The sequence below is a fragment of the Mycobacterium venezuelense genome (genome assembly GCF_054919535.1).
On sequence record NZ_JBONDW010000005.1, the window covers coordinates 189,860 to 210,603 of the forward strand.

Below are 20,744 nucleotides of genomic sequence, written 5' to 3' on the forward strand. Positions count from 1 at the left end.
GAGCGCTTGCGCGAGGAGCCGTTATGAGCGTCCTGGCGATAACCGGCACCGACACCGGAGTCGGCAAGACCGTGACGACCGCGGCGCTGGCGTGTGCGGCCCGACTCGCGGGCCTCGACGTCGCTGTGGGAAAGCCCGTGCAGACCGGGACGATCGACGGCGATGACGACCTCGGCGAGGTGCGCCGGCTCTCTGGTGTGACCGAACTGCACGGCGGATGGCGCTACCCCGAACCGCTGGCTCCCGTGGCCGCCGCCGAGCGGGCCGGGCTCGCGCTGCCGACCCGTGCCGATCTGGTCACCGCGGTCCGCGCGGTGGACGGTCCCGGGCGGCTGACGCTCGTGGAGGGGGCCGGGGGTCTCCTGGTGGAACTCGGCGCCGACGGTGTCACGCTGCGCGATCTCGCCGCCGACCTGTCGGCGGCGGTACTCGTGGTCGTCTCCGCGGGCCTCGGCACCCTCAACCACACCGCATTGACTTTGGAATCGCTTGCCGGGCAGAACATTCCGTGTGCCGGGCTCGTCATCGGGTCATGGCCGGCCGAACCCGGCGTCGCCGAGCTGGGCAACCGGGAGGCACTTGGCGAGCTGGCGCCGGTGCGTGCCGTGTTGCCAGCGGGAGCCGGTGGCCTGACCGCCGCGGAGTTCACCGAGGTGAGTTCGGCGGCGTTCGACCGCACGTGGGTCGAGAGCCTCGGCTAGATGGTGCACTCGGTCGAGCTCGTCTTCGACGCGGACACGGAAGCGACGGTCCGCCACATCTGGGACGGGCTGCGCGATGCCGGTATCCCCAGTCAGGCTCCGGCCGGCCGCCCGCATGCGACGTTGACTGTCGCCCAGCGCATCGACATCACGGCCGACACCGTGCTGCGGCCGTTGACCGACCGATTTCCGTTGCCGTGCCAGTTGGGAGCCACGCTGATCTTCGGGCGATCCGCGGGCGTGCTGGCCCGCTTGCTCGTGCCGTCGCCAGAGCTGCTCGACGTACAGGCGGAGGTCTACCGGGCATGCCTGCCGCTGGTGTCGCCCGCTGCCCTGCCGCACACCGAGCCCGGGCAATGGACACCGCACGTCATGCTGGCGCGGCGGGTCGCGCCGGCCAAGCTCGCCACGGCGCTGCGAATCGCGGGTCGCCCGGCCGAGATCGCCGGAACGATCGTCGGGTTGCGGCGCTGGGACGGCGACAAGAAAGCAGAGCACCCGATCGGCTGACATCCTGGTTTGCATGGACCGGATTGGCATCATCCGTACCGAGGCGCAGCGAATCGCCGACGTGCTGTCCGAAACGGATCCCGACGTTCGGTGCCCCACCTGTCCGGATTGGAGCGCCGCGGATCTGCTGTGGCACGTCACCGAGGTGCACTACTTCTGGGCCGCGATACTGGCCCGAAATGCCTGCAGCGAAGCCGATCTCGCATCCGTCGAGCAGTCCAAACCCGTGCGGCCCGCAGCGGTGGCCGATCTCCTGGAGTTGCGTGCGAAGGCGACGGCCGCGCTTGTCGGGCAGCTCGAACGGCTCGACGACGACGTTGTGCGCTGGTCGTGGTGGGAGCCCGACCAGACCGTCGGGTTCACGAGGCGCATGCAGACCTACGAGGCGACAATGCACCGGGTGGACGCGGAACTGGCTGCAGGACTGTCGATCAGCGCGATCGGGCCTGAGGTGGCAGCCGGCGCGGTCGACCACGCGATCGACGTCATGTGGGGTTGGCAACCCGCCGATACGACGCATGAGCCGCATGCCGTGGTCGAATTCCTCAGCACCGATACCGGGCAGCGCTGGCTGATCCAGGTCGGCCGAGCAGGCGACTGGCCGCGCGCGGTGCGTGCCCGCAACACCGCCGCCGCGACCGCCACGGCCCGCGGTTCGGTTGCCGATCTCGCGCTCTGGGCGTGGGGTCGCGGTGGCTCGGTCGAACTGTCCGGTGCGTCGGAGTCGTTGGCCGCTCTGCGGGCGGTGGTCTCCAACGGCATGCAGTGATGCGGCCCGGATCAGTCCGCTATGCGGTCCCGCACGTCGACCTCGGCGCCGCTCTGCACGCCGAGACCGTCGACAAGCAGCCGCAGCCCGAACGCGAACTGCCGGTTGGTGTCGCGAACCAGCACGGACTGCTCATCGGTGAGGGCACCGGCGGCGTCCCACTGCAGCCGGGACTGCTCGTCGACAGTGAACCCGAGTACGTAGTAGATGACCGTACGAGCGGCGAGTTCGGCGTCCTCACCGTCGACCCCGGCCTCGCGCGCAGCGGCCGTCAGCTGCGCGACGATCCCCGCAGCCGCCGACGACTGGCCTGCCGCGAAACTCGACGACACCAGTTCGGCGCCATCGGTGTGGGAGAGCAACGCGTCGCGCAGCGTCGTGCAGATCGCATGCACGCGATCCCGCCAACCCAACTGGCCGGCGTCGATGCGTGCAGGTTTCAGGATGTGATCGGCCACGGCGCCGAGCAGTTCCTGTTTGTTGGCGAAATGCCAGTACAACGCACCCGGGCTCACACCGAGCTCGCGTGCGAGGCGCCGCATCGTCAGATCGCCGATGCCGTAGTTGTCGAGGATGGTCGTCGCCGCATCCACCACGTCGGGTTTGTGGAGTTGCACACCGTTACCCTAACCTGAACGGTGTTCAAGGTCGGCACCGCCGACGTGTTCAAGGTCGGCACCGCCGACGAGTTCAAGGTCCCGTCGACGACCCGCAGGAGGAAAGCCGGTGACGCAGGCAGCCGTAGATGTCTTGGGTGTAGCCCGCGAGCAGGTTCTGGAGCGCGGCGTAGGCCTCGACCAGGACCAGACGCTGCAGGTGCTGCAGCTTCCCGACGATCGGCTCGACGAGCTGCTGTCGCTCGCACACGAGGTCCGCATGAAGTGGTGCGGCCCCGACGTCGAGGTCGAGGGCATCATCAGCCTCAAGACCGGCGGCTGCCCCGAGGACTGCCATTTCTGTTCACAGTCCGGCCTTTTCGCGTCTCCTGTGCGTAGCGCGTGGCTCGACATCCCCAGTCTGGTCGAGGCCGCGAAGCAGACCGCCAAAACCGGAGCCACCGAGTTCTGCATCGTGGCCGCCGTCCGCGGGCCGGACGAGCGGCTGCTGTCGCAGGTAGCCGCAGGCATCGAAGCCATCCGCAACGAGGTCGACATCCAGATCGCCTGTTCGCTGGGCATGCTGACCGAGGAGCAGGTGCAGCGACTGTCGGACATGGGCGTGCACCGCTACAACCACAACCTGGAGACGGCCCGCTCGTTCTTCACCAATGTGGTGACGACGCACACCTGGGAAGAGCGCTGGGACACCCTGCGCATGGTCCGCGAAGCGGGCATGGAGGTCTGCTGCGGCGGCATTCTCGGCATGGGCGAGACCCTCGAGCAGCGGGCCGAGTTCGCGGCCAACCTCGCCGAGCTCGATCCGCACGAGGTTCCGCTGAACTTCCTCAACCCGCGCCCGGGCACCCCGTTCGGCGATCTCGAGGTGTTGCCCGCCTCGGAGGCGCTCAAGGCCGTGGCCGCGTTCCGGCTGGCGCTGCCCCGGACCATGCTGCGCTTCGCAGGCGGTCGCGAGATCACCCTCGGTGACCTCGGCGCCAAGCAAGGCATCCTGGGCGGCATCAACGCCGTCATCGTCGGGAACTACCTCACCACGCTGGGGCGCCCGGCCGAGGCTGACCTGGAACTCCTTGACGATCTGCAGATGCCGATCAAGGCTCTCAACGCCAGCCTGTAGAACAGGGTGGTGATGATCGAGCACACTCCGGCGCTGCCCGCGCCCGTCGGCGCAGGCGTTTACAACGTCTACACCGGTGGTCCGGCGGGTAGCGCCCTGCCCACCACGGCCCAGCTCGGCCTGGAACCGCCGCGGTTCTGCGCCGAATGCGGCCGCCGGATGATCGTTCAGGTGCGGCCCGACGGTTGGTGGGCCAAGTGCTCGCGACACGGCCAGGTGGACTCGACCGAACTCGAGACGCAGCGGTGAGCGTCTCGAACGAGACACAGAACGCGGCGGTCGCCGAGCCCGCCGATGTCCCCGTGGGCCCACGGGTTTCGCGCCCGCGTGCGGTCGTGATCGTCATAGCCGCGCTGGCAGTGGCGGGCGCGCTGCTGGGAGCGTTGTGGGCGTGGTTGGCGCCCGCGATCCACGGTGTGGTGGCGTTGAGCCGCAGCGGCGAGCGGCTGCGGGCCTACCTCGGCAGCGAATCCGACCATTTCTTCACCGCGGCGTTCATGTTCTCGGGACTGCTCGTGGTTCTCGCCGTCGTGTCGGCGGTCGCACTGTGGCAGTGGCGTGCCCATCGCGGGCCGGTGTTGGTGGGTGCGCTGGCCGCAGGCTGCGCCGTCGCGGCCGCCACGGCCTCCGGCGTCGGGGCAGCGCTGGTGCACTGGCGTTATGGCACCGTCGACGTCGCAGGTGCGCCGGTGACCCCGGAGCATCGCGTGCATTACGTCGTGGAGGCGCCACCGGTGTTTTTCGGTCACACGCCGCTGCAGATCGCTGCCACCATCCTCTTCCCGGCGGCGATGGCAGCGCTCGTCTACGCGCTCCTCGCGGTGTCGACTCCACGTGATGATCTCGGCGCCTGGCCGCCCGTCGAGACGCCGCCGTTTCCCGTGATGCCGCCGCCGGTCACTCCGCAGGCACCCTGACCGGCGCGGGCTCGAACAGCTCGATCGGGTTCCCGTCGGGATCGCTGAACTGGACCTGCCTGCCGCCGGGGCCTACTTCGAGATCGTTGCGGAATTCGATTCCGCGCCCGCGCAATTCCTCGATCGCGGAATCCAGGTCATCGACCTCGAGCACGATCCGATTGAATCCGCCAGGAGTCTGGGCGTGACCGTCCGCCAGCGGACGGGCCCCCGAACTTCCTGGCCCACTCAGCCACAGCGTGAGTGAGCCGCTGGAGATCGCCGCGAACGCCGGTGCGGGCTGCCGCAGCAGCTTGAAGCCGAGATGCCGGGTGTAGAAGCCGACTGCCCGGTCGACATCGGCGACCAGGTAGCGGACTGCTCCGGTGCTGAACATGCCTGCAGTATCGAACCGATCGACGGCCGGTGTATTGAACGAATTTGACCTAGTGGCGCAGTGCGAGGTGGTCGTCCTTGCTCATCAGGTTTCGCCCGCTGAAATGCTCCAGGGGAGTGAGGCCCGAGAATCGCCGGAACTCGCGGATCATGTGGGATTGGTCGGCGTAGCCGTGCGCGAGCGCGAACACCGGCCAGTGCGGCGGCGATTGCGCCGACACGACGTGGTGATGTGCGCGCCGGAACCGTCTCACCTGCGCGAAGCGCTTCGGGGGCATGCCGACCTGTTGCGTGAACAGTTGGACCAGCCGCCGGTGACTGAATCCCACCTCGCGCGCGAGTGCAGCGATTGGGGGGTGCGGCGCGCCGGCATCGAGTGCATCGACCGCGAATGCCACTTCAGGGGTCAACGTGACGCGGGTCGCCGCGAGAGTGAGCAGTGCGGCCTCCATGACCGCGATGCGTTCGGTGTCCGACTGTGCTTCACAGATTTCGGCGTGGACGGCGTCTGCTGCGCCGTTCCACAATGCACGAAGGTCGAGATGGGTGTCGAGCAGCTCGGGCGGCGACAACCCGAGGACCGTGCGCGCGCCGCCCGGCTTGAAATGCACACCGACCATCGCGGTGTGCATCCGCGCGTCGATATCGAACGGCGTGGTGTACGGTCCGGCCAGTACTGTGCTCGAAAGGCGTTGTGCGCCTTGACTGTTGGTGACAACTATGGCGTCTGCGCCGACGTTGACGACAAGTTCGGTGGTGCCGGTGGGCAGAATCCGCTCAGCCGGATGCCGGGGCCCGTCCGCAATGCACCACAGGTGGTCGACGCTGTCGCGCAGGGCCACCGCCGGGATATGTCGGGTGTAGCGCATCTACACCCCATTGTGCCTCAGAGCGGGCGGCGCCCGATGGCCCGTCCGGTGGCCACTTTGAGCGCGATCCGTCCGAGCCGGGCCATCCCGACATAGGTCATCGGGTTGAGCAGCGTCGGCCATTTGGTACGCACGAGGTGCTCGCTGAGCGGCCGGTCGGCGAACCGGTCGGTCAGCCAACGCAGGGCCATCGGTGCCGACATGGGATGCAGCAGCAGGTGCTCGCTGAACAGGTCGCGGTGATAGGTCACGTCGGCGCCGCCCGCGAGATACGCGTCGGCCAGCTCGTCGATGTCGTCGACGGCGATCAGCTCGTCGTGAACGGCCTGGATGATCAGGACGGGTGGGTTCGGGGTCGCGACGCCCAGCTTGATGTCGTCGAACACCTCGGTGACCTCGGCACTGTCGAGGATCTGTTCGAGCGGCAGGTCGACGAGATCGTCCATGTCGGTGCGGGCGAACCGCACCACGGCCTCGACGGTGCTCATGTCGTGGAGCTTGCGCAGCAGCTTGCGTCCCTCGGTGGTGGCGTGTTCGGCGATGACGCGGTTCAGGCCGGGGTAGGTGTCGGCGAGCGCGGCCACCACGAGCGCCGGGAGCCCGGAGAACACCGTGCCGTTGAGGCGGCGGAAGGTGTGCCCGAGATCGCCGACGGGCGAGCCGAGCACGGCGCCGACGATGTTGAGCTCTGGCGCGTACGAGCCGCTCATCTCCGCGGCCCAGGCGCTCGCCAGACCGCCGCCGGAGTAACCCCACAACCCGATGGGTGACTCGTCCGTCAGCGACAGCTGTTCGCAGTTCAGCGCCGCGCGCAGGCCGTCGAGCACGTGGTAACCGGGTTCGTACGGTACGCCCCACATGCCGTCGAGGCCCTCGTGGTCGGGTACCGAGACGGCCCACCCCTCGGCGAGCGCGGCGGTGATGAGCAGGAACTCGAGTTGCGCCAGCGAGCCGGCCGCCTTGGCGTGCCTGCGCAGCGCGTAGGACGGAAAGCAGCGATTCGAGATCGCGTCGATCGCGCACTGGTAGGACACGATCGGGCAGTCGGGCTTGGCGTCGGGCGGCACGATCACCGTCGTGACGGCGGCTTCCGGGGCGCCGTGGCGATCGGTGGACCGGTAGAGCAGCTGCGTGGCATGGAAACGCTGCGGGATGAGGCCGAGAAACGCCACCTCGACGTCGCGGCTGCGCAGCACGGTGCCGGGTTCGGCGTGATGAAAGCCCGCGGGCGGCAGGTAGAACGCGTCGTCGCTGGGCAGTTCGGGCCGGGCGGTGCGATCGAGTTCCTCGTGTGGCGCGCACCCGATCCACTCGGCTCCGCTCGCGTTCGCGGCACTGCCCAAATCCATCCCGGCATTGTTACTTAAGAGGGGTCTAAGAATCCAGTCCGACTCACCCTGGCGGGCGAAGGGCCGCGAACTCGTCGGTGACGCGGTATCTCGACTCGGTGAAGCCGTAGAGGGCAGCCGGGCGGCCGCCGCTGCGCCCCGAGCGTGCGGTGGTGCCGGTGCGGGTGATGACGTTCCGCCGCTCCAGCACCCGCTGCAGGTTGGTCGCGTCCACCTGGTACCCGAGTGCCGCGCTGTAGATGTCGCGCAGCGTTGAGATTGCGAATTCCTTTGGAGCCAAAGCAAATCCGATGTTCGTATAGGAGAGTTTGGCGGCAAGGCGAGTGCGCGCGTGTTCGACCATGGGCGCGTGGTCGAACGCCATCGGTGGTAGGTCGTTGACGTTGTGCCATCGGGTGTCCGACGGAAGGGCCGGTGTGGCGGGGGAGGGTACGAGCCCCAGGAATGTCGACGCGATCGTGCGGACGCCCGGGATGCGGGCCGGGTCGGAGAACACCGCGAGTTGCTCGAGGTGAGCCAACTCACGGAGGTCGACCTTCTCGGCCAGCTGGCGCCGCACTGAGCTCGTCAGATCTTCGTCGTCGTCGAGCCGCCCGCCGGGCAATGACCACTTTCCGCGCTCCGGTTCGAGTGCCCGTTGCCATAACAGCACGTTAAGCGTGGGTTGCCGGGAGCTGAGGTCGCGAACCTGGAACACGACGGCGAGCACTTCGTGCGCGGTGTTACCATATGGCATGTTTTCGATTATAAGTCGAAAACCTGACTTCATGAGGAGGCCGCGGTGACGGTGCTCAACGGAATGCCCGCGACGGCGCTCGGCGACCAGATCGTCGACGGTTCCGGTGGCTATTCGGGTGTTGCGGGCGACGAACAGTGGGCAGCCGAGATTCGCCGGCTGGTGGAGATGCGGGGCGCCACGCTGCTCGCGCACAACTATCAGCTGCCCGCCATCCAGGACGTCGCCGACCACGTGGGCGACTCGTTGGCGCTGTCGCGGATCGCAGCCGAAGCCCCCGAGGACACCATCGTGTTCTGCGGCGTGCACTTCATGGCCGAGACGGCCAAGATCCTCAGCCCCGACAAGACCGTGCTGATCCCGGATCAGCGCGCCGGCTGCTCCCTGGCCGATTCGATCACCGCCGAGGAACTGGCGGCGTGGAAGGACGAGCATCCCGGCGCCGTCGTCGTCTCCTACGTCAACACCACCGCCGCGGTGAAAGCGCTCACTGACATCTGCTGCACATCCTCGAACGCGGTCGAGGTGGTCGCGTCGATCCCCGAGGACCGTGAGGTGCTGTTCTGCCCCGACCAGTTCCTCGGCGCACACGTCCGGCGCGTCACGGGCCGCAAGAACCTGCACGTGTGGGCCGGCGAGTGCCACGTGCACGCCGGGATCAACGGCGACGAACTGGCAGCCCAGGCCCGCTCACACCCCGATGCCGAGCTGTTCGTGCATCCTGAATGCGGCTGCGCGACGTCGGCGCTCTACTTGGCCGGCGAAGGCGCGGTGCCCGAAGAGCGCGTCAAGATCCTGTCGACCGGCGGCATGCTCGATGCGGCGAGGGAGACCGAAGCGCGGCAGGTGCTCGTCGCAACGGAGGTCGGCATGCTGCACCAATTGCGCCGCGCGGCACCGGAAGTCGATTTCCTTGCGGTCAATGACCGGGCTTCGTGCACGTACATGAAGATGATCACGCCCGCCGCATTGCTGCGATGCCTCATCGAAGGCGCCGACGAGGTTCATGTCGACTCCGAAACCGCGCGGCTGGGTCGTGCCAGCGTGCAGCGGATGATCGCGATCGGGCAGCCCGGCGGCGGAGAATGAACTCCCCGCGGTTCGCCTGCGGCACGTCGACGCTGTGGCAGCAGCGGGCCGACGTCGTCGTGATCGGCACCGGTGTCGCGGGACTCGTCGCGGCCCTGGCCGCGCACCGGCGGGGGCAGCGCGTCGTCGTCCTGAGCAAGGCACGGGAAACCGCGACCTTCTACGCGCAGGGTGGAATCGCCGTCGTACTGCCCGACAACGACGATTCGGTCGACGCGCACGTCGCCGACACGCTCGCGGCCGGCGGCGGACTCTGCGATCCGGACGCGGTGCGCTCCATCGTCGCCGACGGCCATGCCGCCGTTGCCGACCTTGTCGCCCACGGCGCCCGATTCGACGAAACCGCGCCAGGCCGTTGGGCTTTGACACGTGAGGGCGGGCACACCCGGCGCCGGATCGTCCACGCAGGCGGTGACGCCACCGGAGCCGAGGTGCAACGCGCCCTCGACCTGGCCGCGGCGACGCTCGTCATCCGGCGAAACCATGTCGCGGTGCAGATCCTGCACGACGACACCGCGGTGACCGGCGTACTGGTGCGCAACGAGGACGGCCCCGGCATCGTGCATGCGCCGTCGGTGATCCTGGCCACCGGCGGCCTCGGCCACCTCTACGCGGCCACCACCAACCCCGGCGGTTCGACCGGCGACGGAATCGCCCTTGCGCTGTGGGCGGGCATCGCGGTCAGCGACATCGAGTTCATCCAGTTCCACCCGACGATGTTGTTCGACGCCGACGCCGGTGGCCGGCGGCCGCTGATCACCGAGGCCCTGCGCGGTGAAGGCGCGATACTGGTCGATTCCCACGGCAACTCGGTGACCGAAGGCGTACACCCCATGGGTGACCTGGCGCCGCGCGATGTCGTTGCCGCCGCGATCAACGCCCGGCTCATCGAAACCGGAGACCCGTGCGTCTACCTCGACGCGCGTGGCGTCGGTGACTTCGCACGCCGGTTTCCCACCGTCGCGGCAGCCTGTGCGGCCCTCGGTGTGGACGCGACCCGTCAGCCGATCCCCGTCGTGCCAGGTGCGCATTACAGCTGCGGCGGCGTGGTGACCGACGTGCACGGCCGGACCGAACTGCCAGGTCTGTTCGCAGCCGGTGAGGTGGCGCGGACGGGTATGCACGGCGCGAATCGGCTGGCCTCGAACAGTCTGCTCGAGGGGCTTGTGGTGGGCCGGCGCGCCGGCAGGGCCGCGGCCGACCATGCGGTGCACGCCGGTTCGGTGCGGGCCCGGGCCCCGCAGCACCGCCACCACGACGTGGTCGACCGGGTGACATTGCAGCGCGCGATGTCCGCGCACGCCTCGGTGGTCCGCGACGCGGCCGGCCTGAGCCGGCTGAGCGCGACCCTCGACGTCGGGCGGTCGGCAGAACCGCTCAGCCGCAGCAGTTTCGAAGACGCCGCACTCACCACCACGGCACGCGCGGTGGTCAGCGCCGCGTTGGCCCGCACCGAGAGCCGCGGTTGTCACCATCGCGGTGACTTCCCCGGTGCCGATTCGACCCAGGAGCATTCGTTGACGGTTCGCGCCGACGGCGGCGAGATCGCCGTCGAGATCCCATCGGGGGTGTGCTGATGGCACTTTCGGAATCTGAATACGTCGAAGCCAAGGCGGTCGTCGCCAGGGCGCTCGAGGAAGACCTGCGCTACGGCCCGGACGTCACCACATTGGCCACGGTCGCGGCGGACGCGGTGACCACGGCCTCGGTGGTCAATCGAGAGCCGGGGGTGATCGCCGGGGTCGACATCGCGCTGCTGGTCCTCGACGAGGTGGTCGGTGCGAACGCATACCGGGTCCTGCACCGGGTCGACGACGGCGCACGGTTGGATGCCAAGTCGCCGATCCTCACCGTCGAGGCACCCACGCGCGAACTGTTGACCGCCGAACGCACGATGCTCAACCTGGTGTCTCACCTGTCCGGCGTCGCGACCGCGACCGCGGCCTGGGTCGACGCGGTGGCCGGCACGAACGCCAAGATCCGCGACACCCGTAAGACGCTTCCTGGCTTGCGAGCGCTGCAGAAGTACGCGGTGCGGGTCGGCGGCGGTGTCAACCACCGGATGGGTCTCGGTGACGCCGCCCTGATCAAGGACAACCACGTCGCCGCGGCTGGATCGGTGCTGGCGGCGCTCAAGGCCGTTCGGGCCGAGGCCCCCGACCTTCCGTGCGAGGTCGAGGTGGACTCGCTCGAACAGCTCGACGACGTGCTCTCGGCCGATGTCGAGCTGGTGCTGCTCGACAACTTCCCGGTGTGGCAGACCCAGATCGCTGTTCAGCGGCGGGATTCGCGGTCGCCGAAGACGCTGCTGGAATCGTCGGGTGGGCTGACCCTGGCCAGTGCTGCGGAGTACGCCGGCACCGGCGTCGACTACCTCGCGATCGGAGCACTCACACATTCGGTGCGGGTACTCGATATCGGACTCGACATCTGACCGGGTTCGGCTAGGCGGGCGCGCTTCGGCGCACGAGGGACAAGACGACCGCCGCGGTCGCGAACAACCCGGAGAACACGCGGTTGAGCACCGTCTGCTGGCGTGGTGTGTGCAGCCACTTCAGCAGACGGGCCGCCAGTCCGGTGTAGAGGCCCATCACGACGAGGTCGACGACGATCATCGTCACCCCGATGGCCAGATATTGCGGCAGTAGCGGGGCGGTCGGCACCACGAACTGCGGCAGGACCGCGAGGAAGAACACCAGCCCCTTCGGGTTGGTGGCATTGACCAGGAAACCGCGCACGACCAGGCCCAGGCGGCTGCTATCGGTGGACTTGCCGACCTGCTCTCGCAGGTCGAGCGTGGCGGTGCGCCACTGCCGAACGGCCAGATAGATGAGGTAGGCCACGCCGACCCATTTGATGATGTTGAACGCCAGCATCGAGTTGGCCACCGCCGCGCCGAGGCCCACGGCCACGAGCGCCAGTTGCAGCATCAGGCCGATCTCCAGGCCGAGGATGCTCCAGTAGCCCCGCCGCACCCCGTGCGTGAGGCCCGTGGCCATCGAATTGATCGCCCCGGCACCCGGGGAGACGCTGATCAGGATCGCCGCGCCGAAGAAAGTCAGCCAGACTTGCCACGCCATAGGTGAAGTCTGGCAGCGGCGTCAAACGATATCCGCCACGAACACCCCGGTCCGGCGGGCGCCGATGCGGGCGATCCGGGGGAGCGACGGATCGTCGGTGCCGGCGGGCAGCACCCTGGGATTGGTGATCTTGACGTCCCCGCGGAACAGGTGCACGTCCGCCTCGCCTGCCGCGAGGACGTTCTTGACCCAGTTCGTCTTGCCGTGGGCGAGCAGCACCGCCAGCACATTGCCCTTGCGATAGCTCGTGACGATGGTCTCGTACGGGGTTCCCGACGTGCGGCCCCGATGCTTGATGACGGTGAAGCCGGGCAGGCGTTTCGACAGTGGTCGCATGGCCGGATTCATGTACTTGATCTGCAGGCGTTCCAGCCAGGGCGGAACGAGCATCGGCACGCCGGGGGCGTGGTTGGGGTGGTCTTTGGCGGACATCGCGGGCTCCGTTCGCAGGTCTTGCGGCCACCCTACGGTGGCTGCGGCTCGGTGGATTTTTATTCAGGTGGACTGATCAGGGACAATTGACGTGATGGCCGAGTTTCAGATGTCCCGTATCGACCTGCGCAACCGCGCGTTGAATGCAGCCCAACTCCGTGCTGCCCTGCCGCGCGGTGGCGTCGACGTGGACGCCGTGGTGCCCAAGGTCCGCCCGATCGTCGAGGCGGTCGCGCAGCGCGGTGCGGCCGCGGCGCTGGAGTACGGCGAATCCTTCGATGGTGTCCGCCCGGACACCGTGCGGGTACCGGCCGCGGCCCTCGCGCAGGCACTTGCCGAACTCGACCCGGCGGTGCGCACCGCGCTTCAGGTGTCGATCGACCGCGCGCGTGCGGTGCACGCCGATCAGCGCCGCACCGACACCACCACGACGCTCGCCCCGGGTGCGACCGTCACCGAGCGTTGGGTTCCCGTCGAGCGGGTCGGGCTCTACGTGCCTGGCGGCAACGCGGTCTACCCGTCGAGCGTCGTGATGAACGTCGTGCCCGCACAGACCGCCGGGGTGGACTCGCTGGTCATCGCGAGCCCGCCGCAGGCCCAGTTCGGCGGGCTGCCGCACCCGACGATCCTGGCCGCGGCCGCACTTCTCGGCGTCGACGCCGTGTGGGCGGTCGGCGGAGCGCAGGCCGTCGCATTGCTGGCCTATGGCGGCACCGACACCGATGGCGCCGAACTGGCGCCAGTCGACATGATCACCGGGCCGGGCAACATCTATGTGACCGCCGCCAAGCGGATCTGCCGCTCCCAGGTGGGCATCGACGCCGAGGCCGGTCCGACCGAGATCGCCATCCTCGCCGACCACACCGCCGATCCGGTGCACGTCGCCGCCGACCTGATCAGCCAGGCCGAGCACGACGAGATGGCGGCGAGCGTGCTCGTGACCGACAGCGTGGCGCTCGCCGAGGCCACCGACCGCGAACTGGCCAACCAGCTCGCCACCACGGTCCACGTCGATCGCGTGACGGCGGCGCTGACCGGCAAGCAGTCGGCGACGGTGCTCGTCGACGACATCGAAGCCGGCATCCGAACGGTGAACGCCTACGCCGCCGAGCACCTCGAGATCCAGACCGCCGACGCCGCCGGGGTAGCGGGCCGGATCCGTTCCGCCGGTGCGATATTCGTGGGGGCTTGGTCGCCGGTGAGCCTGGGGGATTACTGCGCAGGTTCCAACCACGTGCTGCCGACCGCGGGTTGTGCCCGGCACTCCAGCGGGTTGTCGGTGCAGACCTTCCTGCGGGGCATCCACGTCGTCGAGTACGACGAGGCGGCACTCAAAGACGTGTCCGGCCATGTGATCACGTTGTCGAAGGCGGAGGATCTGCCCGCGCACGGTGAAGCGGTGCGACGGAGGTTTGAGCGGTGACGGGCTCAAAAGATGTGACGCTGGCCGACCTGCCGTTGCGGGACAACCTGCGCGGCAAGTCGCCCTACGGCGCACCGCAACTGCAGGTCCCGGTGCGGCTCAACACCAACGAGAACCCGCATCCGCCGACCCAGGCCCTCGTCGACGACGTCGCCGCGTCGGTGCGCGAGGCCGCCGCTGAACTGCATCGCTATCCCGACCGGGACGCGGTCGCGTTGCGCACCGATCTAGCGGCGTACCTGACCACGAAGACGGGTACGCATCTCACGGTGGACAACCTGTGGGCGGCAAACGGTTCCAACGAGATCCTGCAGCAGCTTCTGCAGGCGTTCGGTGGCCCTGGCCGTAGCGCCATCGGGTTCGTGCCGTCCTACTCGATGCATCCCATCATCTCCGACGGCACCCAGACCGAGTGGCTACAGGCCGCGCGGGCAGGCGATTTCGGCCTCGACGTCGATGTCGCCGTCGCGGCCATCGAGGACGGCAGGCCCGATGTGGTGTTCGTGACGAGCCCCAACAACCCGTCGGGACAGAGCATTAAGCTCGACGATCTGCGCCGCATCCTCGATGCCATGGCCGGCGGCATCCTGATCGTCGACGAGGCCTACGGCGAGTTCTCCTCACAGCCCAGCGCGGTGGCCCTGCTCGACGAGTATCCGGCCAAGCTCGTCGTCTCGCGAACCATGAGCAAGGCGTTCGCGTTCGCCGGCGGCCGGCTCGGTTATCTGGCCGCCGCGCCCGCGGTGATCGACGCGCTGCTGTTGGTGCGGTTGCCCTACCACCTGTCGGTGCTGACACAGGCCGCCGCGCGCGCCGCGCTGCGCCATGCCGACGAGACGCTGGGCAGCGTCGCCAAGCTCGCCGCCGAACGCGACCGGGTGAGCGCCGAGTTGGTGCGGATGGGATTTCGGGTGATCCCGAGCGACGCCAACTTCGTCCTGTTCGGTGAATTCACCGACGCCCCCGCGACCTGGCAACGCTATCTGGACGACGGCGTCCTCATTCGCGACGTCGGGATTCCCGGCTATCTGCGGGTGACCATCGGCCTGGCCGAGGAGAACGACGCATTTCTGGCCACCAGTACGCAACTGGCCAAGACCGAACTCAACAGCCCGGTAGGAGCATCGTGAGCCGTCGCGCGAAGGTCGAACGCAAGACCAAGGAATCCGACATCGTCGTCGAACTCGACCTCGACGGCACCGGTGTCGTCGACATCGACACCGGCGTCCCGTTCTTCGATCACATGCTCACGTCGTTGGGCAGCCACGCGAGCTTCGATCTGACCGTGCACGCGAAGGGCGACATCGAGATCGAGGGGCATCACACCGTCGAGGACACCGCGATCGTGCTGGGGCAGGCTCTCGGTGAGGCGCTCGGCGACAAGAAGGGCATCCGCCGGTTCGGCGATGCGTTCATCCCGATGGACGAGACGTTGGCACATGCGGCTGTCGACGTCTCGGGCCGACCGTACTTCGTGCACACCGGTGAGCCGGAGTTCATGGTCGAGTTCACGATCGCCGGATCCAGCGCGCCGTACCACACCGTGATCAACCGGCATGTGTTCGAGTCGCTGGCGTTCAACGCGCGCATCGCGTTGCATGTGCGCACGCTCTACGGCCGCGATCCGCACCACATCACCGAGGCCCAGTACAAGGCCGTGGCCAGGGCACTGCGTCAGGCCGTGGAGTTCGACCCCCGGGTGACCGGCGTTCCTTCGACCAAAGGCACGCTGTGACAAGGAAACTCGTTGTGCTCGACTACGGGTCGGGCAATCTGCGGTCCGCACAGCGGGCCCTTGAGCGCGTTGGCGCCGATGTCGAGGTGACTGCCGATCCGGGGGCCGCGGCGGCGGCCGACGGCTTGGTCGTGCCCGGTGTCGGGGCGTTCGAGGCATGCATGACCGGCCTGCGCTCGATCGGCGGAGAGAAGATCATCGCCGATCGGCTGCAGAACGGCCGCCCGGTGCTCGGGGTTTGCGTGGGTATGCAGATCCTGTTCGCGCGCGGCATCGAGTTCGGGGTGGAGTCCACCGGGTGCGGTCAGTGGCCCGGATCCGTCACTCGGCTGGACGCGCCGGTGGTGCCACACATGGGCTGGAACGTCGTTGACGCGCCCCAAGGCAGCACGTTGTTCAAGGGTCTCGATGACTCCACCCGCTTCTACTTCGTCCATTCTTACGCCGCGCAGGAGTGGACCGGGCGATCCGAAGCCCTGGTGACGTGGGCGACGCATCACGTGCCGTTCATCGCCGCCGTCGAGGACGGCGCATTGTCGGCGACACAATTTCATCCGGAGAAGAGTGGCGACGCCGGTGCGACGCTCCTCGCGAATTGGGTTGAGGGACTGTGAGTTTGATTTTGCTTCCCGCTGTCGACGTGGTCGGCGGCCAGGCGGTACGGCTCGTGCAAGGCAAGGCGGGCAGCGAGACGGACTACGGCTCGGCATTCGAGGCTGCAGAGGCCTGGCAACGCGACGGCGCCGAGTGGATTCACCTGGTCGATCTGGACGCCGCATTCGGCCGGGGCAGCAACCGTGAGCTGCTCGCCGAGGTGGTCGGCAAGCTCGACGTCGATGTGGAGCTGTCCGGCGGTATCCGCGACGACGATTCGCTCAAGGCCGCCCTGGCGACGGGCTGCGCCAGGGTGAACATCGGCACCGCGGCGCTGGAGAATCCGCAGTGGTGCGCGCGGGCGATCGCCGAGTACGGCGACAAGGTGGCCGTCGGCCTGGACGTGCAGATCGTCGACGGCGCCCACCGCCTTCGCGGCCGCGGCTGGGAGACCGACGGCGGCGATCTGTGGGAGGTTCTGGAACGGCTTGACCGCGAAGGCTGTTCGCGGTTCGTCGTCACCGACGTCACAAAGGATGGCACCCTGACGGGACCCAATCTCGAGCTGCTGTCAGCGGTCGCCGGCCGCACCGACGCCCCGGTGATCGCATCGGGCGGGGTTTCGAGTCTCGACGATCTGCGGGCCATCGCTACGCTCACCGGCAGCGGTGTGGAGGGCGCGATCGTCGGCAAGGCGCTCTACGCCGGGCGATTCACGTTGCCGCAGGCGTTGGCCGCGGTCAGCGGATAACGGCGGTGGGGGAACTGGAGACTTCAAAGCTCGCCGCATTGGTCGCCACCGCGGCCGAGATCCTCGACGCCGCTGCGGTTCCGTTCGTCGCGGGGCACCGGGCGGACTCCGCTGTGCGGAAGCAGGGCAACGACTTCGCGACCGAGGTCGATCTCGCGATCGAGCGGCAAGTGGTGCGGGCGCTGACCGAGGCCACCGGAATCGGGGTGCACGGTGAAGAATTCGGCGGCGAGCCGATCGACTCTTCGCTGGTGTGGGTGCTCGACCCGATCGACGGAACGTTCAACTACGCGGCCGGTTCCCCGATGGCCGCGATCCTGCTGGGACTGCTGGCCGACGGTGAGCCGGTCGCCGGCCTGACGTGGCTGCCGTTCATGGGGCAGCGATACTCGGCAATCGTCGGTGGTCCTTTGCAGGACAACGGCGTAGCACAGCAGCCGCTCGGATCGCCCACACTCGCCGATTCCATCATCGGTATCCAGACGTTCAACATCGATTCCCGAGGCCGGTTTCCCGGCCGCTACCGTGCGTCGGTCCTGGCCAACCTCAGCCGGGTCTGCTCGCGGGTGCGCATGCACGGGGCCACCGGGGTGGACCTGGCGTACGTGGGCGCCGGAATCCTCGGTGGCGCAATCAGTTTCGGACACCACATCTGGGACCACGCGGCCGGAGTCGCGCTGGTGCGCGCGGCCGGCGGCATCGTGACCGATCTGGCGGGTGAGCCATGGACCGTCGAGTCGAAGTCGGCGCTGGCCGCCGCGCCCGGCGTGCACGAGAAGATGTTGGAGATCGTGAAATCGGCTGGAAATCCGGAGGATTACCTGTGAGCGTCGTATCCGATGTTGCCACGAGGGTGATCCCATGTCTGGATGTCGACGCCGGCCGGGTCGTCAAAGGCGTGAACTTCGAGAACCTGCGCGACGCGGGCGATCCCGTCGAACTCGCCGCCGCCTACGACGCCGAGGGCGCCGATGAGCTGACCTTCCTCGACGTGACCGCGTCATCATCGGGTCGGGCCACCATGCTCGAAGTGGTGAAGCGGACCGCCGAGCAGGTGTTCATCCCGTTGACGGTCGGCGGTGGTGTGCGTTCGGTCGATGACGTCGATGTGCTGCTGCGTGCCGGTGCGGACAAGGTTTCGGTCAATACCGCCGCGATCGCGCGGCCCGAACTGCTGGCCGAGATGGCCCGGCAGTTCGGCTCGCAGTGCATCGTGCTTAGCGTGGATGCCAGGACGGTGCCCGCCGGTGACCCGCCGACCCCCTCCGGCTGGGAGGTCACCACGCACGGCGGCCGCCGCGGCACGGGTATCGACGCGGTCGAGTGGGCTACCCGGGGCGCTGAGCTCGGTGTCGGGGAGATCCTGCTGAACTCGATGGACCGCGACGGCACCAAGGCCGGATTCGACTTGGAGATGCTGCGTGCGGTGCGGGCGGCGGTCGGGGTTCCGGTGATCGCCAGCGGTGGTGCCGGTGCGGTGGCTGATTTCGCGCCCGCTGTGCAGGCCGGCGCCGATGCAGTGCTGGCCGCCAGTGTGTTCCATTTCCGCGAACTGACCATTGCCCAGGTCAAGGCGGCGATGGCGGCGGAAGGGATCATTGTGCGATGAGCGCTTGCGCGAAGAGCCGAGGGGTGCGATGAGTCTCGATCCGAAAATCGCCGCTCGGTTGAAGCGGAATGCTGACGGTCTGTTCAGTGCGGTCGCGCAGGAGCGCGGTACCGGCAAGGTTTTGATGGTGGCCTGGATGGACGACGACGCGCTGGCCCGCACGCTGGAAACCCGTGAGGCCACGTACTTCTCGCGGTCCCGCGGTGAGCAGTGGGTCAAGGGCGCGACCTCCGGGCACACGCAATACGTGCACTCGATTCGTCTGGACTGCGACGGTGACACGGTGCTCCTGGAGGTCGACCAGGTCGGTGCGGCCTGCCACACCGGCGCACACACGTGCTTCGACGCCGACCTGTTGTTGGGTGGCGAACCGACGGGATAGCCGCTGCGCAGAATCGAAGTTCGGTCAGAACGGTGGCGGTCTGTCCAATTCGATGTTCAGTCGGCGTTCGGCATTGATGCGCTGATCGCGGGTTTGCCGACGGGTTCGTGCGCGCGTCGGCATCTTGACCACACGGTCGGCGTTGGGTGCTGGTAGCGGCCCCGCAGGCGGCGGCGGTGTGTGGGGCTTCCAGTGGGGGAAGAGAATTCGGCTGAACGGGGCCGTGTGCGACTTGTGGCCAGTGGGAGCGGTCCAGGTGTGGCCGCCGTCGGGATGTTGCACATCGGTCCAGCCGTCAACGCCGGTGTGAAAGGTCTTCAGCAGGTGATGGTTTCGGCATTTGGCGCCGAGGTTGCCCGGGTGGGTGGGACCGGCCGGCCACGCGACGGCATGGTCGAGGTCGCAGTACTGCGCCGAGACACCACATCCCGGGAACTGACAGGTCAGGTCCCGCATCCGCACGAACGCCGCCAACCCTGACGACGGCCGATAGTGCGCCTCGTCTCCAAGTGCACCCGCATCTTTGAGAGGTTTCACCGCGGCCCCGGTGGCGATCAACTCGGCCAACATGGGCGCGGGCACGATGCCGCCGCCGAGCAGCACACCCGGCCCACCCGATACCGCGGGCACGGAGTCGGCGGGGAGATCGGCGACATCGGGTTCGCCGTGTAACAGCGGGTCTCGGGGCGCCGCAAGCGGACTGGCGGTGTTCTCGGGTTGCGGGTCCTGAACGTCCTGTGGTTCCTGCGCGTCAGCGTCGTCGCCGGCATTCTCGGTTGGTGAAACGTCAGCCTGCGACGCGCTCTCGTCGCTGCTGGGAGAGGACATGGGTAGCTCGTCGGTGAGCACGTAAACCACCACGCTGCCGGCCCGGGGATCGACCCCGGCCGCGGCGCAGTCAGGGCTGCCACACAGACAGGTCAGCCGATCAGCCCCGGCTCCGAGCGCGCCCAAGGCATCTGATCTGCGTTGGGCCATGGTGCGCGGGTCGCCGTCGCATACGCCGCACGCCATGTCGATGAGCCGCTGTTTCAAAATCGCCCCGTCGATCATCGACAACCGGCCCCAGATCGACACAGTGCCCGCGGGATCGTCGGTGTCGCCGAAGTTCACGTCGCGGCTGCGGGCCGCAGTGCGCGTCCGGCGTACCGCGGCAGGATCGAACTTCTCCACCCACACATCGATGGCTTGCTCGACCTTTGTGGCCGATAGCGTCCCGTAGCTCGTGGCCGCACCGGCCAGCGCGGTATCGATCAACGCGAGGGCTTCGGTGTCGACCACGAGTTGGGTGCGCCAGGTGATCGTGGCCACGACCTTCGCGGAGATATGGCCCTGCCCGAACACCGCCGCCACGTTCGGCAGCCGGTCACGTAGCGCCTCGGCGATGCGCATTTGCGCCGAGGCGGCCCGGCGACCGAGATTGCACGCCGCACTGACCGCCGCGGTAGCGCACTCCCAGCCATCGATCGCGCGGTGCGCGGAGGCGTCGTCCTCGTCATCACAATGACGAGCCACGATCTCGCCGATGGCTGCCAGCCGCTCTGCGGCCGAGATGGCCTCAGCGCGTGTGCGTTGCGCGAGCGCGTCGATCAGCGCCGCGTCGGTGAGCTCACCGAGCGGCGGAAGATCACGCTGTTCGAACATATGTTCGATATTACTCGCGTTCCCCCTGCGTAGCAACGCGTTTGC

25 protein-coding genes are annotated in these 20,744 nt (G+C 68.2%); 17 read left to right on the forward strand and 8 right to left on the reverse strand.

The window, feature by feature from the left end; genetic code table 11:
- Positions 1–23: 23 nt before the first annotated feature.
- From bioD to ACRCUN_RS10140, 3 genes are read left to right on the forward strand one after another with little or no spacing between them, the layout of a single operon-like run.
- A complete protein-coding gene (gene bioD / locus ACRCUN_RS10130; RefSeq protein WP_462141495.1) occupies positions 24–701 on the forward strand; it encodes a dethiobiotin synthase in 678 nt (225 codons plus the stop codon).
- Positions 702–1,211 carry a 2'-5' RNA ligase family protein gene (locus ACRCUN_RS10135; RefSeq protein ID WP_462141496.1) on the forward strand — a complete coding sequence of 170 codons (510 nt, stop codon included), beginning with the start codon at positions 702–704 and terminating at the stop codon, positions 1,209–1,211.
- A 13-nt stretch (positions 1,212–1,224) separates the two neighbouring features.
- Entirely contained in the window at positions 1,225–1,980 is a 756-nt protein-coding gene (locus ACRCUN_RS10140; RefSeq protein WP_462141497.1) for a maleylpyruvate isomerase family mycothiol-dependent enzyme, read from the forward strand.
- Positions 1,981–1,991: 11 nt separating this feature from the next.
- Here ACRCUN_RS10140 and ACRCUN_RS10145 read toward each other — a convergent pair whose 3' ends face one another.
- Positions 1,992–2,597 (reverse strand): TetR family transcriptional regulator, encoded by a 606-nt coding sequence (locus tag ACRCUN_RS10145; RefSeq protein ID WP_462141498.1) that lies wholly within the window; start codon positions 2,595–2,597, stop codon positions 1,992–1,994.
- A gap of 109 nt (positions 2,598–2,706) precedes the next feature.
- Between ACRCUN_RS10145 and bioB the strand changes: the two genes are divergently transcribed.
- From bioB to ACRCUN_RS10160, 3 genes are read left to right on the forward strand one after another with little or no spacing between them, the layout of a single operon-like run.
- Positions 2,707–3,714 (forward strand): biotin synthase BioB, encoded by a 1,008-nt coding sequence (gene bioB / locus ACRCUN_RS10150; protein WP_462141499.1) that lies wholly within the window; start codon positions 2,707–2,709, stop codon positions 3,712–3,714.
- 12 nt (positions 3,715–3,726) lie between these two features.
- Positions 3,727–3,963, forward strand: a complete 237-nt coding sequence (gene bsaP, locus ACRCUN_RS10155; protein WP_462141500.1) for a biotin synthase auxiliary protein BsaP — start codon at positions 3,727–3,729, stop codon at positions 3,961–3,963.
- Between the two features lie 53 nt (positions 3,964–4,016).
- Positions 4,017–4,631: a DUF2567 domain-containing protein gene (locus ACRCUN_RS10160; RefSeq protein WP_462141695.1), complete on the forward strand. Its 615-nt coding sequence runs from the start codon at positions 4,017–4,019 to the stop codon at positions 4,629–4,631.
- Here ACRCUN_RS10160 and ACRCUN_RS10165 read toward each other — a convergent pair.
- From ACRCUN_RS10165 to ACRCUN_RS10180, 4 genes are read right to left on the reverse strand one after another with little or no spacing between them, the layout of a single operon-like run.
- A complete protein-coding gene (locus tag ACRCUN_RS10165; protein WP_462141501.1) occupies positions 4,612–5,007 on the reverse strand; it encodes a VOC family protein in 396 nt (131 codons plus the stop codon). The genes ACRCUN_RS10160 and ACRCUN_RS10165 overlap by 20 nt on opposite strands.
- A gap of 49 nt (positions 5,008–5,056) precedes the next feature.
- Complete coding sequence (locus ACRCUN_RS10170) at positions 5,057–5,875, reverse strand: AraC family transcriptional regulator (RefSeq protein WP_462141502.1); 819 nt, start codon at positions 5,873–5,875, stop codon at positions 5,057–5,059.
- A 17-nt stretch (positions 5,876–5,892) separates the two neighbouring features.
- The gene (locus ACRCUN_RS10175) at positions 5,893–7,224 is read right to left on the reverse strand and encodes a lipase family protein (protein ID WP_462141503.1); all 1,332 of its coding nucleotides are present in this window, start codon (positions 7,222–7,224) and stop codon (positions 5,893–5,895) included.
- 43 nt (positions 7,225–7,267) lie between these two features.
- A complete protein-coding gene (locus ACRCUN_RS10180; protein WP_462141504.1) occupies positions 7,268–7,960 on the reverse strand; it encodes an NUDIX hydrolase in 693 nt (230 codons plus the stop codon).
- Between the two features lie 63 nt (positions 7,961–8,023).
- Between ACRCUN_RS10180 and nadA the strand changes: the two genes are divergently transcribed.
- From nadA to nadC, 3 genes are read left to right on the forward strand one after another with little or no spacing between them, the layout of a single operon-like run.
- A complete protein-coding gene (nadA, locus tag ACRCUN_RS10185; protein WP_462141696.1) occupies positions 8,024–9,049 on the forward strand; it encodes a quinolinate synthase NadA in 1,026 nt (341 codons plus the stop codon).
- The gene (locus ACRCUN_RS10190; RefSeq protein WP_462141505.1) at positions 9,046–10,626 is read left to right on the forward strand and encodes an L-aspartate oxidase; all 1,581 of its coding nucleotides are present in this window, start codon (positions 9,046–9,048) and stop codon (positions 10,624–10,626) included. The genes nadA and ACRCUN_RS10190 overlap by 4 nt, the downstream gene beginning before the upstream one ends.
- Positions 10,626–11,483: a carboxylating nicotinate-nucleotide diphosphorylase gene (gene nadC / locus ACRCUN_RS10195; RefSeq protein ID WP_462141506.1), complete on the forward strand. Its 858-nt coding sequence runs from the start codon at positions 10,626–10,628 to the stop codon at positions 11,481–11,483. The genes ACRCUN_RS10190 and nadC overlap by 1 nt, the downstream gene beginning before the upstream one ends.
- Positions 11,484–11,493: 10 nt before the next feature.
- Here the strand turns inward: nadC and rhtB are convergent, their stop codons facing one another.
- Together rhtB and ACRCUN_RS10205 are read right to left on the reverse strand one after the other, a co-directional pair.
- A complete protein-coding gene (gene rhtB, locus ACRCUN_RS10200) occupies positions 11,494–12,129 on the reverse strand; it encodes a homoserine/homoserine lactone efflux protein (protein ID WP_462141507.1) in 636 nt (211 codons plus the stop codon).
- 21 nt (positions 12,130–12,150) lie between these two features.
- Positions 12,151–12,561 (reverse strand): nitroreductase family deazaflavin-dependent oxidoreductase, encoded by a 411-nt coding sequence (locus ACRCUN_RS10205; protein WP_067845890.1) that lies wholly within the window; start codon positions 12,559–12,561, stop codon positions 12,151–12,153.
- Positions 12,562–12,655: 94 nt separating this feature from the next.
- Here ACRCUN_RS10205 and hisD point away from each other — a divergent pair, with 94 nt between their 5' ends.
- From hisD to hisI, 8 genes are read left to right on the forward strand one after another with little or no spacing between them, the layout of a single operon-like run.
- Complete coding sequence (gene hisD / locus ACRCUN_RS10210; RefSeq protein WP_462141508.1) at positions 12,656–13,984, forward strand: histidinol dehydrogenase; 1,329 nt, start codon at positions 12,656–12,658, stop codon at positions 13,982–13,984.
- On the forward strand, positions 13,981–15,114 hold the full coding sequence (locus tag ACRCUN_RS10215; RefSeq protein WP_462141509.1) for a histidinol-phosphate transaminase: 1,134 nt from the start codon (positions 13,981–13,983) through the stop codon (positions 15,112–15,114). The genes hisD and ACRCUN_RS10215 overlap by 4 nt, the downstream gene beginning before the upstream one ends.
- Positions 15,111–15,719, forward strand: a complete 609-nt coding sequence (gene hisB / locus ACRCUN_RS10220) for an imidazoleglycerol-phosphate dehydratase HisB (RefSeq protein WP_067845475.1) — start codon at positions 15,111–15,113, stop codon at positions 15,717–15,719. Before ACRCUN_RS10215 ends, hisB begins: the two co-directional genes overlap by 4 nt.
- Positions 15,716–16,333, forward strand: coding sequence for an imidazole glycerol phosphate synthase subunit HisH (gene hisH / locus ACRCUN_RS10225; protein ID WP_462141510.1), 618 nt, complete (start codon positions 15,716–15,718; stop codon positions 16,331–16,333). Before hisB ends, hisH begins: the two co-directional genes overlap by 4 nt.
- The gene (priA, locus tag ACRCUN_RS10230) at positions 16,330–17,064 is read left to right on the forward strand and encodes a bifunctional 1-(5-phosphoribosyl)-5-((5-phosphoribosylamino)methylideneamino)imidazole-4-carboxamide isomerase/phosphoribosylanthranilate isomerase PriA (RefSeq protein WP_462141511.1); all 735 of its coding nucleotides are present in this window, start codon (positions 16,330–16,332) and stop codon (positions 17,062–17,064) included. Before hisH ends, priA begins: the two co-directional genes overlap by 4 nt.
- The gene (locus ACRCUN_RS10235) at positions 17,061–17,891 is read left to right on the forward strand and encodes an inositol monophosphatase family protein (protein WP_462141697.1); all 831 of its coding nucleotides are present in this window, start codon (positions 17,061–17,063) and stop codon (positions 17,889–17,891) included. Before priA ends, ACRCUN_RS10235 begins: the two co-directional genes overlap by 4 nt.
- The gene (gene hisF, locus ACRCUN_RS10240; RefSeq protein WP_462141512.1) at positions 17,888–18,673 is read left to right on the forward strand and encodes an imidazole glycerol phosphate synthase subunit HisF; all 786 of its coding nucleotides are present in this window, start codon (positions 17,888–17,890) and stop codon (positions 18,671–18,673) included. The genes ACRCUN_RS10235 and hisF overlap by 4 nt, the downstream gene beginning before the upstream one ends.
- 28 nt (positions 18,674–18,701) lie before the next feature.
- The gene (gene hisI / locus ACRCUN_RS10245) at positions 18,702–19,055 is read left to right on the forward strand and encodes a phosphoribosyl-AMP cyclohydrolase (RefSeq protein WP_085145579.1); all 354 of its coding nucleotides are present in this window, start codon (positions 18,702–18,704) and stop codon (positions 19,053–19,055) included.
- 24 nt (positions 19,056–19,079) lie between these two features.
- Here hisI and ACRCUN_RS10250 read toward each other — a convergent pair whose 3' ends face one another.
- Entirely contained in the window at positions 19,080–20,699 is a 1,620-nt protein-coding gene (locus tag ACRCUN_RS10250) for an HNH endonuclease signature motif containing protein (protein ID WP_462141513.1), read from the reverse strand.
- Between the last annotated feature and the right edge of the window lie 45 nt (positions 20,700–20,744).

Bases quoted from the DNA above. Each gene is read 5' to 3' on its own strand.
- nadA (WP_462141696.1), top strand. From the start codon at position 8,024: ATGCCCGCGACGGCGCTCGGCGACCAGATCGTCGACGGTTCCGGTGGC.
- ACRCUN_RS10135 (WP_462141496.1), top strand. From the start codon at position 702: ATGGTGCACTCGGTCGAGCTCGTCTTCGACGCGGACACGGAAGCGACG.
- hisD (WP_462141508.1), top strand. From the start codon at position 12,656: ATGGCCGAGTTTCAGATGTCCCGTATCGACCTGCGCAACCGCGCGTTG.
- hisI (WP_085145579.1), top strand. From the start codon at position 18,702: ATGAGTCTCGATCCGAAAATCGCCGCTCGGTTGAAGCGGAATGCTGAC.
- ACRCUN_RS10170 (WP_462141502.1), bottom strand. From the start codon at position 5,875: ATGCGCTACACCCGACATATCCCGGCGGTGGCCCTGCGCGACAGCGTC.
- ACRCUN_RS10175 (WP_462141503.1), bottom strand. From the start codon at position 7,224: ATGGATTTGGGCAGTGCCGCGAACGCGAGCGGAGCCGAGTGGATCGGG.
- ACRCUN_RS10205 (WP_067845890.1), bottom strand. From the start codon at position 12,561: ATGTCCGCCAAAGACCACCCCAACCACGCCCCCGGCGTGCCGATGCTC.
- bsaP (WP_462141500.1), top strand. From the start codon at position 3,727: ATGATCGAGCACACTCCGGCGCTGCCCGCGCCCGTCGGCGCAGGCGTT.
- ACRCUN_RS10180 (WP_462141504.1), bottom strand. From the start codon at position 7,960: ATGCCATATGGTAACACCGCGCACGAAGTGCTCGCCGTCGTGTTCCAG.
- bioD (WP_462141495.1), top strand. From the start codon at position 24: ATGAGCGTCCTGGCGATAACCGGCACCGACACCGGAGTCGGCAAGACC.
- ACRCUN_RS10250 (WP_462141513.1), bottom strand. From the start codon at position 20,699: ATGTTCGAACAGCGTGATCTTCCGCCGCTCGGTGAGCTCACCGACGCG.
- ACRCUN_RS10165 (WP_462141501.1), bottom strand. From the start codon at position 5,007: ATGTTCAGCACCGGAGCAGTCCGCTACCTGGTCGCCGATGTCGACCGG.
- nadC (WP_462141506.1), top strand. From the start codon at position 10,626: ATGGCACTTTCGGAATCTGAATACGTCGAAGCCAAGGCGGTCGTCGCC.
- ACRCUN_RS10190 (WP_462141505.1), top strand. From the start codon at position 9,046: ATGAACTCCCCGCGGTTCGCCTGCGGCACGTCGACGCTGTGGCAGCAG.
- rhtB (WP_462141507.1), bottom strand. From the start codon at position 12,129: ATGGCGTGGCAAGTCTGGCTGACTTTCTTCGGCGCGGCGATCCTGATC.
- ACRCUN_RS10140 (WP_462141497.1), top strand. From the start codon at position 1,225: ATGGACCGGATTGGCATCATCCGTACCGAGGCGCAGCGAATCGCCGAC.